This is a genomic window from Ahniella affigens, assembly GCF_003015185.1.
In the GTDB taxonomy this organism is placed as follows: domain Bacteria; phylum Pseudomonadota; class Gammaproteobacteria; order Xanthomonadales; family Ahniellaceae; genus Ahniella; species Ahniella affigens.
On sequence record NZ_CP027860.1, the window covers coordinates 1,743,590 to 1,762,289 of the forward strand.

At 60.3% G+C, this 18,700-nt stretch carries 13 protein-coding genes and 1 riboswitch; of the genes, 5 read left to right on the plus strand and 8 right to left on the minus strand.

Annotation, left to right across the window (positions count from 1 at the left end; genetic code table 11):
- Positions 1 to 241: 241 nt before the first annotated feature.
- Positions 242 to 2,152 carry a pyridoxal phosphate-dependent decarboxylase family protein gene (locus C7S18_RS06820; RefSeq protein ID WP_240623992.1) on the plus strand — a complete coding sequence of 637 codons (1,911 nt, stop codon included), beginning with the start codon at positions 242 to 244 and terminating at the stop codon, positions 2,150 to 2,152.
- A gap of 285 nt (positions 2,153 to 2,437) precedes the next feature.
- Here C7S18_RS06820 and C7S18_RS06825 read toward each other — a convergent pair whose 3' ends face one another.
- From C7S18_RS06825 to trpB, 4 genes are all read right to left on the minus strand, one after another.
- Positions 2,438 to 3,727 carry a bifunctional folylpolyglutamate synthase/dihydrofolate synthase gene (locus C7S18_RS06825; protein ID WP_106890853.1) on the minus strand — a complete coding sequence of 430 codons (1,290 nt, stop codon included), beginning with the start codon at positions 3,725 to 3,727 and terminating at the stop codon, positions 2,438 to 2,440.
- Between the two features lie 80 nt (positions 3,728 to 3,807).
- Entirely contained in the window at positions 3,808 to 4,674 is an 867-nt protein-coding gene (gene accD, locus C7S18_RS06830; RefSeq protein ID WP_106890854.1) for an acetyl-CoA carboxylase, carboxyltransferase subunit beta, read from the minus strand.
- Positions 4,675 to 4,777: 103 nt separating this feature from the next.
- Positions 4,778 to 5,578 carry a tryptophan synthase subunit alpha gene (gene trpA / locus C7S18_RS06835; protein ID WP_106890855.1) on the minus strand — a complete coding sequence of 267 codons (801 nt, stop codon included), beginning with the start codon at positions 5,576 to 5,578 and terminating at the stop codon, positions 4,778 to 4,780.
- On the minus strand, positions 5,575 to 6,789 hold the full coding sequence (trpB, locus tag C7S18_RS06840; RefSeq protein WP_106890856.1) for a tryptophan synthase subunit beta: 1,215 nt from the start codon (positions 6,787 to 6,789) through the stop codon (positions 5,575 to 5,577). Before trpB ends, trpA begins: the two co-directional genes overlap by 4 nt.
- A gap of 83 nt (positions 6,790 to 6,872) precedes the next feature.
- On the opposite strand from trpB, the gene pyrC reads away from it, so the two are divergent.
- The 3 genes from pyrC to C7S18_RS06855 all read left to right on the plus strand — a co-directional run bounded on the left by pyrC (position 6,873) and on the right by C7S18_RS06855 (position 10,816).
- The gene (gene pyrC, locus C7S18_RS06845; RefSeq protein ID WP_276309427.1) at positions 6,873 to 7,928 is read left to right on the plus strand and encodes a dihydroorotase; all 1,056 of its coding nucleotides are present in this window, start codon (positions 6,873 to 6,875) and stop codon (positions 7,926 to 7,928) included.
- Positions 7,929 to 7,936: 8 nt separating this feature from the next.
- On the plus strand, positions 7,937 to 8,449 hold the full coding sequence (locus C7S18_RS06850; RefSeq protein WP_106890857.1) for a hypothetical protein: 513 nt from the start codon (positions 7,937 to 7,939) through the stop codon (positions 8,447 to 8,449).
- A 408-nt stretch (positions 8,450 to 8,857) separates the two neighbouring features.
- Entirely contained in the window at positions 8,858 to 10,816 is a 1,959-nt protein-coding gene (locus C7S18_RS06855; RefSeq protein WP_170113152.1) for a Calx-beta domain-containing protein, read from the plus strand.
- A 115-nt stretch (positions 10,817 to 10,931) separates the two neighbouring features.
- On the opposite strand, the gene C7S18_RS06860 is transcribed toward C7S18_RS06855, so the two are convergent.
- Complete coding sequence (locus tag C7S18_RS06860; RefSeq protein ID WP_106890859.1) at positions 10,932 to 12,239, minus strand: Ig-like domain-containing protein; 1,308 nt, start codon at positions 12,237 to 12,239, stop codon at positions 10,932 to 10,934.
- On the minus strand, positions 12,236 to 12,784 hold the full coding sequence (locus C7S18_RS06865; RefSeq protein ID WP_146151799.1) for a hypothetical protein: 549 nt from the start codon (positions 12,782 to 12,784) through the stop codon (positions 12,236 to 12,238). The genes C7S18_RS06860 and C7S18_RS06865 overlap by 4 nt, the downstream gene beginning before the upstream one ends.
- A gap of 205 nt (positions 12,785 to 12,989) precedes the next feature.
- Positions 12,990 to 13,096, plus strand: a riboswitch (TPP riboswitch).
- Positions 13,097 to 13,142: 46 nt separating this feature from the next.
- Here C7S18_RS06865 and thiC point away from each other — a divergent pair.
- A complete protein-coding gene (gene thiC / locus C7S18_RS06870; RefSeq protein ID WP_106893945.1) occupies positions 13,143 to 15,020 on the plus strand; it encodes a phosphomethylpyrimidine synthase ThiC in 1,878 nt (625 codons plus the stop codon).
- A gap of 416 nt (positions 15,021 to 15,436) precedes the next feature.
- On the opposite strand, the gene C7S18_RS06880 is transcribed toward thiC, so the two are convergent.
- Together C7S18_RS06880 and C7S18_RS06885 are read right to left on the minus strand one after the other, a co-directional pair.
- Complete coding sequence (locus C7S18_RS06880) at positions 15,437 to 16,753, minus strand: DUF4013 domain-containing protein (protein WP_106890862.1); 1,317 nt, start codon at positions 16,751 to 16,753, stop codon at positions 15,437 to 15,439.
- On the minus strand, positions 16,750 to 18,537 hold the full coding sequence (locus C7S18_RS06885; RefSeq protein ID WP_106890863.1) for an ABC transporter transmembrane domain-containing protein: 1,788 nt from the start codon (positions 18,535 to 18,537) through the stop codon (positions 16,750 to 16,752). Before C7S18_RS06885 ends, C7S18_RS06880 begins: the two co-directional genes overlap by 4 nt.
- Between the last annotated feature and the right edge of the window lie 163 nt (positions 18,538 to 18,700).

Sequence of the window (18,700 nt, forward strand, 5' to 3'; positions counted from 1 at the left end):
CACCCCGGACTTGATCCGGGGTGGGTTTGAAGTTCTTTCAGTTGTGCAGAGATTTTGTTGAAATAACGAACATTGTCCCGGCCCAACTTTTTACACTGCCTGGCAGGCCCGAGCCCAGGCCAACCTTGCATTGAGATCTTTGATCACGGCGGCAAAGCCTGCCAACGATTGACTCAAGTCATAAGTCGCGGCCGCCAAACCCCGCATCATGCGCGCCATTCCGCCGAACCGATGCGCTGCCATGAACGACCCTAGTTTGTACCCGTATTTCCTTGGCCCCTACGGCGAGAACGATGACCTGCTCGAATCGCTGGTCGTTGGGTTTCTGCGCGATCACGTTTATTGGCGGCGCAACCTGCATCCTGAGGATGCCCCAGTCATTCCGACCGGTGCGAATCGGCAGCCGGAATACATTGCGTTCGAAGCGAAACTGAGAAAGGAGTTGCACCAGCTGTCGGCTGCATTGAAGCGCAGCGTGCCGTTTCACAGCCCGCGCTACATCGGCCACATGGTCAGTGACTTGTTGATTCCCGGCATGGCTGCGCAAATGCTGACCTTGCCTTACAACCCAAACAACGTCAGCGCCGATGCGGCGCCGGTCACGATTGATCTCGAACTGAAAGTCGGTTTGCAGTTGGCGGCGATGATCGGTTTCCCCGCCGATCCCAAACAGCCGGATTGTGCATTTGGCCATCTGACCTCGGGCGGTACCCTGGCCAACGTGCAAGGGCTCCGGCTCGCGCTGGCGATGAAGTGCTTCCCAGTCGCGCTTCGAGCGGCCGCCGTGCCGATATCAGGACTGCCGGAATCGGACTGGGCCGCTTTCAATCTGTCGGGCACCGAAATCATTGGATTGTTGTCACGTTGGCAGTCATTTCTTGCAGAGCTACCCGCTGGCGCTCGTGCAGGGTGGCGGCAGCAGTTGACCGCTGCGCGCATTGAGACACTTGGGATTCAAGCGTTCTTCAAAGCCCATCCCAGTCTGTCGCCACCGCTCGTCTTTGCGCCATCCACGGCCCACTACTCTTGGAGCAAAGGCATGAAGATGCTGGGCCTGGGACGTGATCAGCTGCGGCTGATTCCGGGTAAGGCGATGCGCTTGGATGTGCCGGCGCTGGCCGAGGCGCTGGAGACATGTCGGAGCAAGCAGCAAGCGGTGCTGATGTGCGTTGGCGTGTTTGGTAGTACGGAGTTCGGCACGATCGATCCCATTGACGGGCTGGTTGCTTTGCGCAATCGGATGCACTTGGAAGGGCTCGGTTTTGCCGTCCATGTCGACGCCGCATGGGGCGGTTATCTCTGCACCTTGTTCCGTGCTGAGGATGGCTCCCTTCGGTCAGCAGAGGCGATTGGCCGGGAGTTTGCAAGCTTTCCCAGTCAGACCGTGCATGCGGCGGTCAGCAGTCTGTCCGAGATCGATTCGATCACGATTGACCCGCACAAATTGGGTTATCTGCCGTACGGGTCAGGCGCCTTTGTTTGCCGCGATCAGCGCGCGATCGAACTCCTGACCGAAGCCGCCGACTACGTGTTCTCTGAGCAGGACGAAGGCGATTTCTTCGCCCGGCATCGGCAGCTGGGTCGCTATATCCCAGAAGGTTCGAAGCCCGGCGCCAATGCGGCGGCGGTCTATGTGACCCATCGGACGCTGCCGCTCGACTACGCGCACTTCGGACGATTGCAGGCACAGAGCATTCGCGCGACCGAAGTGTTTCTGGCCGAGGCAGAACGCTTTGTTGCGCGCTGCGCCGAGGTGGTGCAGGCGAGCGTGCCGTTTCAGCCTGATAGCAACTTGGTTTGTATCGCCATCAACCCGCGCGGGAATCAAGATCCCGCTTTGATGAACCGGTTCATGCGCTCGCTCTATCACGCGTTGAGTGCTGATCCCAGCAAGCCACTGCAGCTGGGCGAGTATTTCGGGTCCATCACGACGTTGAAGCCCGATGCGTTGGGGCCTTCGGAGACCGCGCGCATGCTGACCACATTGGGGTTTCCAGCTGACGCGTTGCATGAAAGCCCAGATGAGACTGATCGCATCGTCGTACTCCGGCATACGTTGATGCATCCGTTCCTGCTGGATCAGGCGCATGGCAGCAGCTACCTGGCTGGTTATTTCGAATTTCTGGAGCGGCAGATCGCCCGAGTTTTGTAGGAGCGGCTTCAGCCGCGAACGATGCCGCAAGATTGTTTCGGGCCTGAAGGCCCTCCCACAAAAGAACGAACGGTGATGCGGCAAGTTTGGTTCGGGCCGGTGGTTTTTGTAGGAGCGGCTTCAGCCGCGAACGGTGCCGCAAGATTGATTCGGGCCTGAAGGCCCTCCCACAAAAAATTTAACAGTGATGCCGCAAGATCAATTCGGGCCTGAAGTCTCTCCCACAAAAGGGAGCCGGTCTTGCGGCTAGATCAATTCAGGACTGAAGGCTTTTCGACATCGGGATCAGCTCGGCAACAATTGCTCCAGCAACACGAACGATCCGAACACCAGAATTCGATCCTGATCGTTGGCTGTTTCCAAAGCAGCTTGTAGTGCTGCCGAAGGCGACTCATGCGCGCGAACAATCTGGGCAGTCGGCCCCATTCCGAGCGCGCGGCGTAACGCGTTTGCGAGCGCTTCGGCAGATCGACCACGCGTGCTGAACGTATCGAGGCCGCAGACAAACCACAGGTCGATCGACTCCGACAAAGCTTCGGCAATGCCGGCAATATCCTTGTCAGCAAGAACGCTGAACACGGCAAACGTCAGTGCCTCCGGCGCGCGTTTCTGTTCGACCGCCAGCCAGGCAGCCAAGGCGCGCGCAGCCTCCGGGTTGTGGCCGACATCGAACACGACGTCACGGCCCTGTATCGCCAATGTTTGCAAGCGCCCACGGGTCTGCATATGCAAAAACACATCAGCGCACGGATCTTGCGAAAGCGCCGGTGGCCTTGGCAGTCGTGCCAGCGCCAACAAAGCCGATGCGGCATTCTGGACTTGCACAGGCGCTGGCATCAGCGGCTTCGGCAGATCCAGCCACGACAATACATCCGACTGCAATGACCAGGTGTCAGCCAGTACCGTTACGCGATCCGATTCGCCACGTACAAAAACGGGTGCGCCGATTTGCGCCGCGTGCTGACGCACGCTGTCAGGGACGTCTGCGAAGCCGACGATTGCAGGGTTCCCTGGCCGAAAAACGCCCGCCTTTTCAAAGCCAATCGACTCGCGCGTATCACCAAGCCAGTCTTGATGATCCAAGTCGACTGAGGTCAGCACCGCCACGTCGGCATCGATCAGATTGACGGCATCCAGGCGTCCACCCAGCCCGACCTCCAACACCGCGAGGTCCAAAGCCGACTCCGCAAATATCAAAAATGCAGCCAGCGTCGTGAATTCGAAATAAGTCAGCCGCGTATCCGCTTGCGCCGCGCGAACGCGTTCGAATGTAGCGATCAATCTGGCATCGCTGACGTCCTCGCCTTGCACGGCAATCCGCTCATTGAAATGCTGCAAGTGTGGCGATGTATAGCGTCCGACCCGCCAGCCGTGCGCGCGGGCGAGGGCATCGATAAAGCCGACGGTCGAGCCCTTGCCATTGGTTCCCGCCACAATGATGGTTTGCGCTGCAACGGACGGCGCGCCCAGGCGTTCCCAAACGGCACGAACGCGTTCGAGCCCGAGCTCAATCTCGGTCGGATGCTGGGTTTGCAGAAACCTGAGCCAATCGCTCAGCTGCCAGGGTTCGTTCATGGGGGTTGGCCAATGCGAGGCATATAAACAACAACGCCGAGCCTCGCGACTCGGCGTCTCGTGCGCGTTCAGCGCGGCAATCAGACTTCCGGTCGCGGCTTTTTCATCAGCAGCGCGATGATCTGCGCCAGCCGATCACGCATCTCGCGCCGATCAACAATCAGATCGATCGCGCCGTGCTCAACCAGGAATTCCGAACGCTGGAACCCTTCTGGCAGCGTTTCCCGCACCGTTTGCTCAATGACGCGCGGACCCGCAAAGCCGATCAGCGCCTGCGGTTCGCCAATATTCAAATCGCCGAGCATGCCGAGGCTCGCCGACACGCCACCCGTGGTGGGATGGGTCAGCACCGAGATGTAGGGCAGGCCGGCATCACGGAGGCGGGCGAGGGCAGCCGAGGTCTTCGCCATTTGCATCAGCGAAAACAGCCCTTCCTGCATGCGTGCGCCACCGGTGGCAGAAAAGCAGATCAGTGCCATGCCGTGCTTCAGGGCATGCTCGGCCGCACGGGTGAAGCGCTCGCCGACCACCGAACCCATCGAGCCGCCCATGTATGAGAACTCGAACGCGCAGACTGCCACGTCCATGCCTTTGAGCTGGCCGTGCATCGCAATCAGGGCATCACGCTCGCCGGTTTGCTTCTGCGCCGAAACGATGCGGTCTTTGTATTTTTTGGAATCCTTGAAGCCGAGTGCATCGGTCGGGCCGAGTTCGGCCGCAATCTCGGTGCCGGTGCCTTCGTCCAGCAAGCGCCGGATCCGTTCGCGGGCGCCAATGGGCATGTGGAAGCTGCATTTCGGGCAAACCTGGGCGTTTGCTTCGAGCTCGGGCTGGTACAGCACGGCACCGCAGCCATCACACTTGCCCCAGAGGCCTTCCGGTACTTTGCGCTTGTCCCCACCCTGGGTGCGGATGCGCTTGGGCATCAATTTGCTGAGCCAACTCATTGGGTCGGCATCGCTGTAAGGGGGATGCAATTCATGGTCGCTCTCCGGTCGGCGCGCGCCGCTGTGCGTGGACGGTCTAGCCATCGATTGTCAACTCATCAGGTCATTCCGCCAGCGACTTGCTCAGCGGCTGCATGAATTGTTGCGCAATTGTGGCTGCTTCGTCACGTGAATTGGCATGGGACAGGGCCTCGACCAGGGCACTTCCCACCACAACGGCGTCAGCGTGGCCCTTGAATGCGGCAGCCTGCTCGGCGGTCTTGATGCCAAAACCGACCGCCAGCGGGGTAGGCAATAGCTGTTTCAAACGGTCGATACGCTCATTGGCATCGTCCAGAACCAGCCGGTCGGCGCCCGTAATGCCAGCAAACGACACGTAATACACATAGCCCTGGGCGAGTCGGGCCATCGCGCCGATGCGGGCGTCCGTCGTGGTCGGCGATGCCAGAAAGATTTGCTGGATGCCGTGCTGGCGAAGTAAGGCGTGGGCCTGTTCGGCTTCCTCCGGGGGGCAATCGACCAGCAGCACGCCGTCCACGCCGGCGTCGGCGGCGGCCTTGGCAAAGGCCTCGTAGCCGAAATACTCAACGGGATTCAGGTAGCCCATCAGCACGACGGGGGTTTCCTGATCCTGCTGACGAAAGGCGCTGACGATGTCCAGCGTGTGTTTCAGGTTCACGCCGCGGGCGAGCGCGCGTTCACTGGCCTTCTGGATGACCGGGCCATCGGCCATCGGGTCGGAAAACGGCACCCCGAGCTCGAGCAAGCTCGCGCCAGCGCGGACGAGGGCATGCAGAATGTCGGCGGTCCAGTCCGGGTGCGGGTCGCCTGCCGTAACAAACGGAATCAGGCCGGTGCGGCCTTCGGCCTTGAGGCGGGCAAAGCAGGCGTCGATACGGTTCACAGCTTGATTCCTTCCAGGCGGGCAATGGTCTGGACGTCCTTGTCGCCGCGGCCAGACAGGTTGACGAGCACGAGTTTGTCCTTCGGCAGATCGCGGGCGAGCTTGATGCCCTGCGCCACGGCATGACTCGATTCCAGCGCAGCCAGAATGCCTTCGGCGCGTGCCAGTTGGTGGAACGCGGCCATGGCTTCGGCATCGGTAATGCCGAGATACTGCGCGCGGCCGGTATCTTTCAGCCAGGCGTGCTCGGGACCCACACCCGGATAATCCAGGCCAGCCGAGACGGAATGTGTGTCGCGCACTTGGCCGTTTTCATCGCAGAGCAGGTACGTGCGATTGCCATGCAGGACGCCGGGCCGACCGGCGGCAAGCGATGCTGCGTGCTCACCCGTCTCGAGCCCAAGACCAGCAGCCTCGGCACCGTAAATCGCGACGCTCGGGTCATTCAGAAAGGCATGGAACAGACCAATGGCATTCGAGCCGCCGCCGACACAAGCGGTAATCGCATCCGGCAGCCGGCCGTACTCGGCCAGCATCTGCGCACGGGCCTCACGACCAACGACCGCATTGAAATCTCGTACCAGCATCGGATACGGATGTGGACCCGCAACCGTGCCGATGATGTAGAACGTGTGATGCACATTCGTGACCCAATCGCGGAGCGCTTCGTTCAGCGCATCTTTCAACGTCTGCGAACCGCTGGTCACCGGCACCACCGTAGCGCCGAGCAACTTCATGCGAAAGACGTTGATCGCCTGGCGTTCGATATCGGTCGCGCCCATGTAGACAACGCATTCCAATCCGAGGCGGGCCGCAACCGTGGCACTGGCGACGCCATGCTGGCCGGCGCCCGTCTCGGCGATGATGCGGGTCTTACCCATGCGCTTGGCGAGCAGGGCCTGGCCGATGGTGTTGTTGATCTTGTGCGCACCTGTGTGGTTCAGGTCCTCGCGCTTCAGCAGAATCTGCGCGCCACCCACGATCGAACTGAGGCGGCGGGCGTGATAGATCGGACTGGGACGACCGACGTAGTGGGCGAGATCATCATCCAGCTCGGCCAACAAGTCCGGATCCCGTTTCAGCTGCTCGTAGGCAGCTGTCAGTTCCTGCAATGGCGCCATCAGCGTGTCGGCAACGAATTGACCGCCATAGGGGCCAAAGTGGCCGCGGGCATCGGGCATTTGGGAGTAATCGATCGGGGCAACGCTCATGACACAACCTTTGGAGATAAAGCGCACGGGGCAAGCGCCTATTCTGTCATGGCAGGGCCGGCTACTGGTAAATTCCAACGCTCATGTTTGTGAAGACCGACACGATGCAGACTTATGAATTGACCCGCCCGGATGACTGGCACTTGCATCTTCGCGATGGCGAGGCTTTGGCCGCCGTGCTGCCCGATACCGCGCGCCAGTTCGCGCGGGCGATCGTGATGCCGAATCTCAAACCGCCCGTCACAACCGTCGCGTTGGCCGAGGCTTACCGACAACGCATTGTTGCCGCGCTTCCCGCGGGCTCGGACTTCGAGCCGCTAATGACTTTGTATCTGACCGACAATACGCAGCCCGACGAAATCGCCAAGGCCCGGCAGAGTGGCTTTGTGCACGCCGTGAAACTGTATCCGGCGGGCGCAACCACCAACTCCGATTTCGGTGTGACCGATCTCAAGCACTGCCGCGCGGCGCTGGAAGCGATGCAAGAGGCGGATCTCGTTCTTTGCGTACACGGCGAAGTCACGGATGCCGCAATCGATGTGTTTGATCGCGAGAAGGTCTTTATCGATGACGTGCTGATACCGCTGCGCCGCGACTTCCCGAACCTTCGCATCGTATTCGAGCACATCACAACGGCAGAAGCCGCCACCTACGTGGCCGAAGCGGAAGGTCGAGTCGCAGCAACGATTACGGCACATCATTTGTTGTACAACCGCAATGCCCTGTTCAAAGGCGGCGTGCGGCCGCATTACTACTGCCTGCCAGTGTTGAAGCGCGAGCATCACCGCGAAGCCTTGGTGGCCGCGGCAACCTCCGGCAATCCGCGCTTCTTCCTGGGCACCGACTCGGCACCGCATGGCAAGGCCGACAAAGAGGCCGACTGCGGTTGTGCGGGCTGCTATACCGCCCTGCATGCGCTGGAGTTGTATGCGACCGCGTTCGAGAATGCCGGTTGCCTTGATCGCCTCGAAGGCTTTGCCAGTTGGTTCGGCCCGGATTTCTACGGGCTACCGCGCAATGCCGGGCGAATTCGATTAGAGCGAAAGCCCTTGACGATCCCGACTAGCCTCGAATTTGGCGCGAAACAGCTGGTGCCGCTGGCTGCTGGCGAAACCTTATCCTGGTCTTTGATCGATTGAGTCTGTCCATGAGTTATCAGTTGCCTGAAGCGCTCCGTTCGTTCTTGTTCATTACCGAAGTCGATCATTCGAATCCGTTTGGCCTGAAGATATTTCGCCGCAAGTATCGGCAAGAGCCGCCAGATTTCGAGAAGCACCTGGTGTGCTTCTATCAGGACAACTACGGCGCCTATCATGTCGCCGGGTATTCGCATATGACGCCGCATGGCGAGGTGTTCCTGTCTGGCGGCTCATGCACCGATGGCGATGTCATTCGCCTGATGAGCGAGAAGCAGCGCGCAACGGTCAGCGAACATGGCGGCATTCTGCATCACATTCTCAAATATGCCTTCGTCAAATACGCCGACCAGTGCAAGGCGTTCTTCGGACACTGTGGCGATGCCCGTGCCTGGGAGGTGGTGATGGCGGTTGGATTTGTGCCGACCCAGCATCAGTATCTGATTGCACATTGGCACCAACCGCTGGCCGAAGCGGAGAAGGCGACGCTGATTGGCCAGATCAATGCGATTGGGCCGTTCTGAGATTGGGCCGTTCTGATCTCGACGCAACGGTCGGTGGTTGAAGGTCGCTGCGCGGCGTTGCGCGTGCGCTCCGCGACCTGCAAGGCGCGTGCTCGTCACCAAGTGTGTTCCAGATTGTCACGGCGGAATCGTCGGTGATCGTCTAGCGATGGTTTGAACCGGTCCACCCTGGACCGTCAGACCCGCGTCGAGTGTGGTGCGTATCCGGACTCGGTTCCAAAGAATCAATTACTTACGTCATTGGTTTCAGGCAGGCCATTCATGGTTTGCGTCGACTCTGCGCGCGTGCAGAGGCTCCTCAACACGATGCGACTGCTCGGCAAGCGGAGTAGTACCATCAACTTGCGGTGTGCGATCCGGCGCGCTCAAGCGTTGGTTCCTGCACCGATCTACCAACAGGAGCCCGCCATGTCTCGCTTTCGCTTTGGTCTTACGTTCCTGCTTGGTCTCGCCGCCTTACTGAGCACTGACCTCGCACTGCCTTACAGTTACACCATGATGCGGGACGCCGACCTGCGCGCGCAGGCACCGGTGGTCTACACCGCGCGCGTTGAGGCAGTGCTAGGCGGCTTTGCGACCCCTGGCGGCATTGAAACCCGCTATCGGCTCAGCCTTGGCAACGTGCTGCAAGGGCGGCTGCGCGACCGACCAATCGTGCTGGCGCTGCCAGGGGGCGAACTGCCCAATGGTGCGGGGCAAATGGCCTACGGTGTGCCGACCCTGAAAGCTGGCGAACGCGTGCTGCTGTTTGCGGCAGTGCGCCGTGACGGCATTCACCAGGCCATGCAGCTGAGCCTCGGTGTGTTTTTTGAACAAACGGTGGGCGGGCAGCGTGTTTACATGCGCTATCTGGACGCTGACAGCGCGACACCCAAGTCCCGCAATAGCAGCTACCAGCGCGTCCGCGATGCCGCGGGCTTCGAGATGTGGCTGCGCGACGCCGACGCGGCACCCGACGATGCGCCGTATTTCTTGGATGGGCCAGCGTTTGCCAACGAGCAGGCCAAGTTCAATCTGCTGCGCGATACGACGAGCACACAACCCATCCGTTGGTTTCAGTTTGATACGAACACGGCGCTGCTTTGGGTGTCGACCGTCGGCAGTGATCCAACGATCACAGCAAACCGCTTTACCATGCTGACGAACGCCGCCAATGCGTTGACCAATGATGCTGGGAGTCGGCTGACCGTGACGCACGCGTCGGGCACGATCGCGTCGCCCGACACGCACTGCAATGACTTGGTTTCGGATGGCCATAGCGTGCTGTGGAACGACCCGTTGAATCAGTTGGCGGGTTCATACAGCTGTGCGGGCGGCGGCACGCTCGCGTTTGGTGGCCCGTGCTACTCGAATGCCCTGCAGAACTCCAACGGTCAGCAGTATCACAACGCTTTCGAAGGCCGCATTACGGTGCAGGATGGCGTCGGCTGTGAGTTCAACGGCAACAGTGGTGCGGATGGCGCCGAGGTGATGCTGCATGAGATGGGGCACGTTGTCGGGCTCGCGCACTCGTGTGGCGACTCGGCAACGGGCAGTTGCTCTGGTGGCAGTGCTGCCGATAACGCCATCATGCGGGCGTTTGCGCATCTCGATGGACGGGGTGCCACGTTGCAGCCCGACGACCTGGCGGCCCTCACATTTGTCTATCCGGTTCCCGCCGTTCCGCCGAATCTGACCATTTCTGACGTGTCCGTCACGGAAGGCAATGCGGGCACCACTACGGCGACGTTTACGGTCAGCCTCAGCGCGGCCACGAATCAGGCGGTTACGTTCAACTTTGCGACCGCAGATGGGACTGCGACAACGGCCAATTCGGACTACGTGAGCAGCTCCGGATCGCGCAATATTGCCGCAGGGCAGACCAGTACGACGATCAACGTCACGGTCAACGGCGACACCGCCATCGAGGCCAACGAGACGTTTGTTGTCAACCTCACGAATGTCGTCAATGCGGTGGCGGTCGATGCCCAAGGCACCGGGACCATCACGAACGACGATGTCCCACCGACACTCAGCATCAACGATGCGAGCGTGACCGAAGGCAACGCAGGCACCAAGCTGATGACGTTTACGGTGAGTTTGAGTGCGGCCAGCAGCCAATTGGTCACCGCAACGTTCAATTCGGCAAACGGTACTGCCACGACTGCGAACGCCGACTATCTGGTCGCGAGCGGCTTGGTTTCATTGCCGGCCGGGCAACTCAGCGCGTCCGTCAACGTGACGATCAATGGCGACACGGCGCAAGAGGCCGATGAGACGCTGTTCGTCAACTTGAGCAGCCCAAGCAATGCGACATTGGCCGACGGTCAGGGCCTGGGCACGATTCTGGACGACGACAATCGAATCTTTGCCCATAGCTTTGAGTAGTATGCGTGCTAGCTACAGACTGCTACACGCCACTTTACTAAGTGGCGGTGAGCACTTACCAAGACGCGATGAGCGCTGGCAGCGCCAAGCGCTTTGCTTGTTGCGCCGTACGTAATTACTCAAAGCCGTTTGCAAAAATCAGACTGCTGGCACCGCTGATCGTGATGTCCACACGCTGCATGCTGCAGGCATTCGTGTTGCCACTAGCGCAGACGCGGTAGACAAACCGATCGGTCGTTGCCGAGTTGCCATTGTGCGTGTAGCTGAAGGTGCCATTCGCGTTTAGCGTGATCGAACCATTCGCAGGGCCCGGAAACGCAGTCGTGCTGAGTACGAGTGCAGTGCCATTCGGATGGGTGTCGTTTGCCAACAATGAGCTGGCGCCGCCGCTCGTGGTGGTCGCAGTGCCGCCGGTGGCCACATTGATGGTTTCCGCGACGGGCTCGGGCACGCGTATCGTGGCGAAATGCCAGTTGGTGGTCGAACTGAAGCGCATGCGCGCACTCGTGATCTGGATGTTATTTCCCGACAAAAAACTGCCGCCCAGTTCGCACACTGCGAGACCGGTGAACGTCGTGTCGATGATTGCTGTGATCTTGCACCCCGTTCCGACGCCGCCGTACGTCAATTGGACCGTGTAGTCGTCGGCATTGCCTGCAGTGCGGTCGTTGCCAGCCCGCGCGAGACGCAAGGTGGCCACATCATCGGCAGTCAGCGTGCGCTGATCTTCATCGGAGAACTGGCCCTGCTGCATGATCGCTTCGGTGCCGCTGGCGCTGAGGAGGGTAGAGACCGTCCGATCGCCATTCGCCGCAAAGGTTTGTCCAGCCGGCAGCGCCGTCAGATCACGGGCGTAGGTGCTGAAGTCGAACGGCGGCTCTTGCAGCGCGAATGGATTATTGCTGTTTCGGCGGTACCAGTGCATGTTGACGTCATCGCCGCGCGTATCGTCGCCGCTCCCGCGAACATTGTCGGCGCCAATGGTCAAATTGAAGGCATTGTCCGCACCATCCGTGGTCTTCGTGTACTCGAGATCAGAGCCGGTCAGTCCTGATTCGTTCGCCAGGTTCGGGTGGGCGAGCCCGATGCAATGGCCGAGCTCATGCATCATCGTTGATTCCCAGTCGACCTGGCTTGCGGTCAGCTGATTGTCGGAACCTGAGCGCAGATTGCCGACCGACTGTTGCATCTGATTCCAGTGGGCAATCGCGTTCTGCAGTGGTACGACCATGTCGGTCTGATTATTGGTAGTCGGCTCGATGCACACGTCGACGGAGATGGCACCGCCGGTGCCTGAGTAGCCCTCGGGATGCGCGACCATGTCGACGCCATTGCCTTCACCTGCGAACACGAACGTCCCCGCCGTGCCGGTCGAGCTCATCAGGGCGATACTCAAGCCCAGTGCCAATCGATTCATGCTCATGGCTTGGCCTCCTGCTTTTGGGTCGCTACGCAACGCGAATCGGTGGCGAGTGCATACATGGCTTGCGCCAGGCTCTGCCATTCCTGCAGTTCGCGAAGATCGGGGTGCCGACTGGCGTCCCAGTCCAGATCACGGTACGCGAAGATCTCAGCAGTCGACCGTCTGAGTGGGTAACGGGTCAGTACGGTCAGTACCGCTTCGGAGCGTTCGAACACTTGGCCCGCCGTGCGCGCTAGTTCATTGTCTAGAGATTCAACCTGCTCCGCCAAGTTCGGCCCGCGGTTTTGACGCCAAGTCACCGTTTGCAACGCTTCCAACAAGTCCTGATGCAAACGGTCGTCCAGTCGGAATGCGCAGTCACCGGGATGCTTCCAATGTTCGGGCCGATGCACCCGCACGCCACCGTCTTCATGCAAATCCACGATAACGGCTTTGTCTTCCGCGACCAAATCAGCTGACCAGCTTTGGTACCGCAGCTGTACCGTTTGCGCGAAGCCCACCTGGCTTAGAACCAGCAATCCAATCGATATGCAAAACCGACGCATGAGATCATCCCCTCTGCTACCCGTTGCAGCTTAGGACATTCGCCGGTTTTTCGCTTCTGTCTTCAGTCGGGTTTTTTGTGAAGACGCTGTGCAGACGCACCCTCACAGCGAATGACCGCAGGTGGTCCCGGTGGCGCGTCGCGTGTGCTCACGGTCCGTAACTCAGTCGTGGCCAGCGGAAGTCAGCGGATTTGGCTATCATCACCCTCCGAAGCGGGGGTGCCGGCCCGCCTGAACGGGGTCGCCGGCTGAGAAACACCCTTCGAACCTGATCCGTCTGACCGCGGCGTAGGGAGCTTCATCGGTTTCGGCAGTTTGCCGCCGCCGCATGGGCTTGCTTGCGTCTGGAGAAAAGCCCATGAATGCACAATTGAATGAAGTCATTGCTGCCACCGAAGCGCTGAGCGAATCCGTCACGCGTCCGATCCCTGGCTCGCGCAAAGTGTATGTGGGCGGCTCTCGCGCCGACCTCAAAGTCCCCATGCGTGAAATCGCCGTCAGCGATACGCCCAAAATGTTCGGTGCCGAGAAGAATCCACCGTTTACGGCTTACGACACATCAGGCGTTTACACGGACCCGAATGCGCGCATCGACCTGGCCAAGGGTTTGGCGGCGCTTCGTGCAAACTGGATCGCTGAGCGCGGCGATACCGATCTGCTGCCCGACCTGAGTTCGGAGTTTGGGCGCAAGCGTGCCTCCGACCGTGGCCTGGATTCAGTCCGCTTTCCAGCAAAGCCCGCCGTTCGTCGCGCAAAATCGGGTCAAAACGTCAGCCAGATGCACTATGCGCGGCGCGGCATCATCACGCCGGAAATGGAATACATCGCGATTCGCGAGAACGCAAAGTTGGAGTCGCTGCGTGAGCTCGGGCTGCTCCGTCAGCATCCGGGTGAGTCGTTTGGGGCGGCGATCCCGGGCTTCATCACGCCTGAATTTGTCCGCGACGAAGTGGCGCGCGGCCGTGCGATCATTCCGAACAACATCAATCACCCGGAGTCGGAGCCGATGATCATCGGCCGCAATTTCCGGGTAAAGATCAATGCGAACATCGGTAACTCGGCGGTCACGAGTTCGATTGCCGAGGAAGTCGAGAAGATGGTGTGGGCGATCCGCTGGGGTGCTGACACCGTCATGGATCTCTCAACGGGTAAGCACATTCACGAGACGCGTGAATGGATTCTGCGCAACTCGCCGGTGCCAATCGGTACGGTGCCGATCTACCAGGCGCTGGAGAAAGTGCATGGCCGAGCCGAAGAGCTGACGTGGGACATTTTCCGCGACACGCTGATCGAGCAGGCGGAGCAGGGCGTGGACTACTTCACGATTCATGCGGGCGTGCGGCTAGCGTACATTCCCTACACGGCCAAACGCGTGACGGGCATTGTCTCCCGCGGCGGCTCGATCATGGCCAAGTGGTGTCTCGCGCATCACAAAGAGAGCTTCCTGTACACGCATTTCGAAGAGATCTGCGAGATCATGAAGGCCTATGATGTGGCGTTCTCGTTGGGCGACGGCCTGCGTCCTGGCTCGATTGCCGATGCGAACGACCGCGCGCAGTTTGCCGAGTTGGAAACGCTCGGCGAACTGACCAAAATTGCCTGGAAGCACGATGTGCAAACCATGATCGAAGGCCCGGGCCATGTGCCCATGCAGCTGATCAAAGAGAACATGGACAAGCAGCTTCGTGAGTGCGGCGAGGCGCCGTTCTATACGCTCGGTCCGCTGACGACCGATATCGCCCCGGGCTATGATCACATCACGAGCGCCATTGGCGCGGCGATGATCGGCTGGTACGGCACTGCCATGCTGTGTTACGTGACCCCGAAGGAGCATCTCGGTCTGCCGAACAAGCAAGACGTGCGCGACGGCATCATCACCTACAAGATCGCTGCGCACGCGGCGGATCTGGCAAAGGGCCATCCGGGTGCGCAAGCGCGTGACAATGCACTCAGCAAAGCGCGCTTTGAGTTCCGCTGGCAGGATCAGTTTAATCTCGGTCTGGACCCTGAGAAGGCGCAGGAATTCCACGACGAAACCTTGCCGAAGGACGCGCATAAGCAGGCGCATTTCTGCTCCATGTGCGGCCCGAATTTCTGCTCGATGAAAATCACCCAGGACGTGCGTGATTTCGCCGCGGAGTCTGGGTTCAGCGAGCAAGAGGCATTGGCCGAAGGCATGCGGCAGAAGGCGGAAGAGTTCCGAAAGCAGGGCGCCGAGATCTACCAGCCGGAATAAGTCAGCCGATGGTCGTCGCGGCTGGCCCGTGGGTGGTGCCAGCCGCCAAGCAATTCGCCTGATAGTGGCCCACAAGACTCGCCACTCGAGCTCAAGGAGACCGCTAGATTGTGGGAGCGGCTTCAGCCGCGAACCGGCCTTGCCGCAGGCTTCGGGTTTGCCGCAAGCTTCGGGCTTGCAGCACGTTCATCTTCGCCAAGGAGCCTCTGAACAAGTTCAGAGGCGATGCGGGCCATGGATGGCCCGCCCAGAATCAAGCACGCAAGTGCTTGATTCTGGGGCATCGTGTCCGGACATGTGCCGGACATGATGCGGGTCTGAAAGTCCAGGATGGACTTATTCAGACCCTTCCCAACGGTTTGGTCCGCCATTCAGCCCATCAGCAATGCGACCAGGGCCAAGACGTGCAAAGGCCGTCAGTCGAGCTGCAAACCGTGAATGTTCGCTGTTTGCCACACAAGTTCCTTCACGGCGAGCAGTTCCCCTTTCTGCGGATGCTCAGGCCATTTTTGCTCGGCGTAGCGGATCAACTCGGCAGCCTGTTTGATCATGCTGAGCTTCTCGCACATGATCCGGGCTGACAGCAGCGTGTTCTTCAGTGCCTGTTCGTGTTTTGGGTAGCGTTGGGCAAAGCCGTGCGCGATATAAATGGCGAGTTTGTGCTGACCAAGCATCGTGGCGCGATTGGCCAGCCGAAAGACTTCGTCCGGAATCTCGGGCCGGAAACCGTTGTCCAGGGCCAGCGTCTCGGCATAGACCTCGACGGCGCGCTTGTCGTTGCCTTGCGCGGCCAATACGGCGACAAAGCGCTTGCCATGGTCAATCAGCGCGGCTTTGTCCTGATCCTTCTTGACCAGCTTGCGATAGTGCTCGTGGGCAAGCGTCGTCGCGCCGCGGCTGCTCATATGCTCAAGCAACTGGGCGCGTGCCTTGGCGTTATCGCCAGCGTCGGAAATGGCCTGGGTCTGATCGATCAGCTCCTGATCCGGGTCGGCGCGCAAGTTGCGCATGTTCCTTGGTAACTCGTCGGACTTGACCTGATGGCCCAGCTGATCGGCATATTGATAGACCACATAGCCCATCAGATGGAAACTGGCCAGGATCACGTAGGACATAGCGAACCAGCTGAGCAACTCGCCGACGAAGCCCCCGGTGCCGCCGCCGGATGCCAGCGCAAAGTACACGCTGGCGGCAATGCCGATCGCAAAATAGATCATGCAAAACAGCGCGAGCAGCACATAGGCGCCACCGATCAGGCTGATTGTCTCGAACCACGCAGCAGGATTCAGTGCTTCGCGCAAACTGCGGGTCATGGTCAGCAGAATGATCGCAGCAGGCAGAATGTATGCGAACAGGAGGCCAAGAATCAGGCCTGCCCAGACGTTACCAAACACGCCGACCAGAATGGCCGTAATCATCAGCACGAATTGCAGGATCAGGTGCTTGACCGCGACTGCCTCGCCGATCTGCATGCTGTACGGCGGTGCCTTCATGTCGGAGTGCGAGGTGGTCAGTAAACACTCCGATGCGTAGCGGAACAGCGCGATATTCACAATCGTATTGATCATGATGCCTAGCATGAAGCTCGGGAACAGTGTTGCCAATTTGACCAGGGTGAGCACGAACAAGGTCATGATCGCGTTGCTCTGCATCGGGTACGCCAATGTCTCTGGGATGCGCTCCCAGAATGGCTGGATGCGAGCAGCTGCGGTTGGGGTGGCGGCTTGGCTCATGATTGCTTACTCCCAAGATCGAATTGCAGACGGGCGAGTTCGGCGTACAGGCCACCCTGTGCGATCAACGCATCATGGCTGCCTTCGGCAACCACTTCGCCCTGGTCGATGACCAAAATGCGGTCGGCCTTTTGGACCGTTGCCAGACGATGTGCAATGACGATCGTCGTGACCTGATGGCGGACGCCTTCCAACGCATTCTGGATGGCCGCCTCGCTCTGGGCATCTAAGCTGCTCGTGGCTTCATCGAGCAGCAGAATCGGCGCCTTGCGCAGCAGCGCGCGCGCAATGGCGATCCGCTGTTGCTGACCACCCGAGAGCTTGACGCCGCGCTCACCCAGGTCAGTATCGTAGCCTTGCGGCAGCGCTTCGATGAACGCTGCGGCCTCGGCCTGCGCCGCCGCGTGGCGGACGTCCGATTCGTCCGCCTTGGCCCGGCCCACGCGGATATTCTCGGCGGCACTCATGGCAAACAGCACGCTATCTTGCGGTACCAACGCAAAGGCCGAGCGCAGGGATTCCAGCGTCAGTGCCTTGATCGGCTGACCGCCGATTTCAATGGACCCGGCGTCAACATCGTAAAACCGCAACATCAGTTGAAAGATCGTGCTCTTGCCGGCACCGGACGGACCAACGAGCGCGATCGTTTCGCCCGGCGCAACGCTGAACGACACGGCGTTCAGCGCGGGCTTCTCGCGGCGGCTCGGATACGCGAACGTCACTTCGCGGAACACCACCGAGCCTGTCGCCCCATCTGGGAGACGGCGGGCGTCGGCGGCATCTCGAATGTCGGGTTTGGTATCCAGGACTTCGGTAATGCGATCCATGGCCCCGCCGGCGCGCTGCACTTCGCCCCAGACTTCAGTCAATGCACCGACCGAGCCCGCAGCGGTAACGGCATACAGCACGAATTGAGTCAACACGCCAGCCGACACGTGGCCATCCAACACCTGGCCGGCACCGACCCAGAGCACGAGGGTGATCGAGCCAAACACCAGGGCGATGATCAAGAACGTCAGGAGTGCGCGCGTGCCGATGCGTTGATTCGCGGTGGCCAGGACTTTGCCGATCGAGCCATCGAAACGATCCGCTTCGACTGATTCGCGCGTGAAGGCTTTCAGAATATGCATCGCACCAAGGGATTCGGCAGCCTGCGCGCTGGTTTCGGCGAAGCGGTCCTGCGATTGCCGGGACAGCTTGCGGACTCGGCGACCGAACACCAGGATTGGCAGCATCGCGAGCGGAATCGCGAGCGCGGCATACGCGGCAAGTTTCGGATTTGTCCAGACCAGCAGGGCCGAGGCGCCTACCAGCATGATCACGGAACGCAGCGCCACCGACATGCTGGAGCCGACGACGGTTTGCACCAGTTCGGCGTCTGCGGTGATCCGGGACAGCAGCTCGCCGCTCCGATTCTTCTCGAAGAACGTGGCGTCCAAACTCAGCAGGTGCCGGTACAAGCGCTTGCGCAGATCGGCCGACACGCGCTCGCCGAGAATCGAGATGAAAAAGAATCGAAGCGCCGTTGCGATGGCTAGCACCAACGCGACCAAGCCAAGCAGCAGGAACGCCTGATTCACGGCGTCCCGATTGCCGCTGGTGAACCCTTGCTCGATCATCAACCGGGCCGCGAACGGGAGCGTCAGGGTCGCAGCCGAGCTCAAGCCCAGAAAGGCCAGCCAGCCGAGAATCAGCCCGCGATAGGGTTGCAAATACGGCCAAACTTGTCGGACCGCGGACCAACGAAAACCCGAGCGGGTGCCTGCTTCAGTACCTGAACTCATGCCTGACTGCCGATCAAAGCCGGTAAGTGTACCGGCTTTGGTGCGGCGCAATGCGCCCGTTGTGCGTGGACGACTGAGCCAACCTTACAGCGGCAGCCGCTGACCTGGCGCCAGGGCTGGCGCAACTGCCGCTTGGATCGCGCCAAGCGTTCGACCTAGCCCT

Coding starts and splice junctions, on each gene's coding strand:
- accD (WP_106890854.1), bottom strand. CDS start 4,674: ATGAGTTGGCTCAGCAAATTGATGCCCAAGCGCATCCGCACCCAGGGT.
- trpB (WP_106890856.1), bottom strand. CDS start 6,789: ATGAGCGTTGCCCCGATCGATTACTCCCAAATGCCCGATGCCCGCGGC.
- C7S18_RS06885 (WP_106890863.1), bottom strand. CDS start 18,537: ATGAGTTCAGGTACTGAAGCAGGCACCCGCTCGGGTTTTCGTTGGTCC.
- thiC (WP_106893945.1), top strand. CDS start 13,143: ATGAATGCACAATTGAATGAAGTCATTGCTGCCACCGAAGCGCTGAGC.
- C7S18_RS06860 (WP_106890859.1), bottom strand. CDS start 12,239: ATGAGCATGAATCGATTGGCACTGGGCTTGAGTATCGCCCTGATGAGC.
- C7S18_RS06820 (WP_240623992.1), top strand. CDS start 242: ATGAACGACCCTAGTTTGTACCCGTATTTCCTTGGCCCCTACGGCGAG.
- C7S18_RS06865 (WP_146151799.1), bottom strand. CDS start 12,784: ATGCGTCGGTTTTGCATATCGATTGGATTGCTGGTTCTAAGCCAGGTG.
- pyrC (WP_276309427.1), top strand. CDS start 6,873: ATGTTTGTGAAGACCGACACGATGCAGACTTATGAATTGACCCGCCCG.
- C7S18_RS06855 (WP_170113152.1), top strand. CDS start 8,858: ATGTCTCGCTTTCGCTTTGGTCTTACGTTCCTGCTTGGTCTCGCCGCC.
- C7S18_RS06880 (WP_106890862.1), bottom strand. CDS start 16,753: ATGAGCCAAGCCGCCACCCCAACCGCAGCTGCTCGCATCCAGCCATTC.
- C7S18_RS06850 (WP_106890857.1), top strand. CDS start 7,937: ATGAGTTATCAGTTGCCTGAAGCGCTCCGTTCGTTCTTGTTCATTACC.
- C7S18_RS06825 (WP_106890853.1), bottom strand. CDS start 3,727: ATGAACGAACCCTGGCAGCTGAGCGATTGGCTCAGGTTTCTGCAAACC.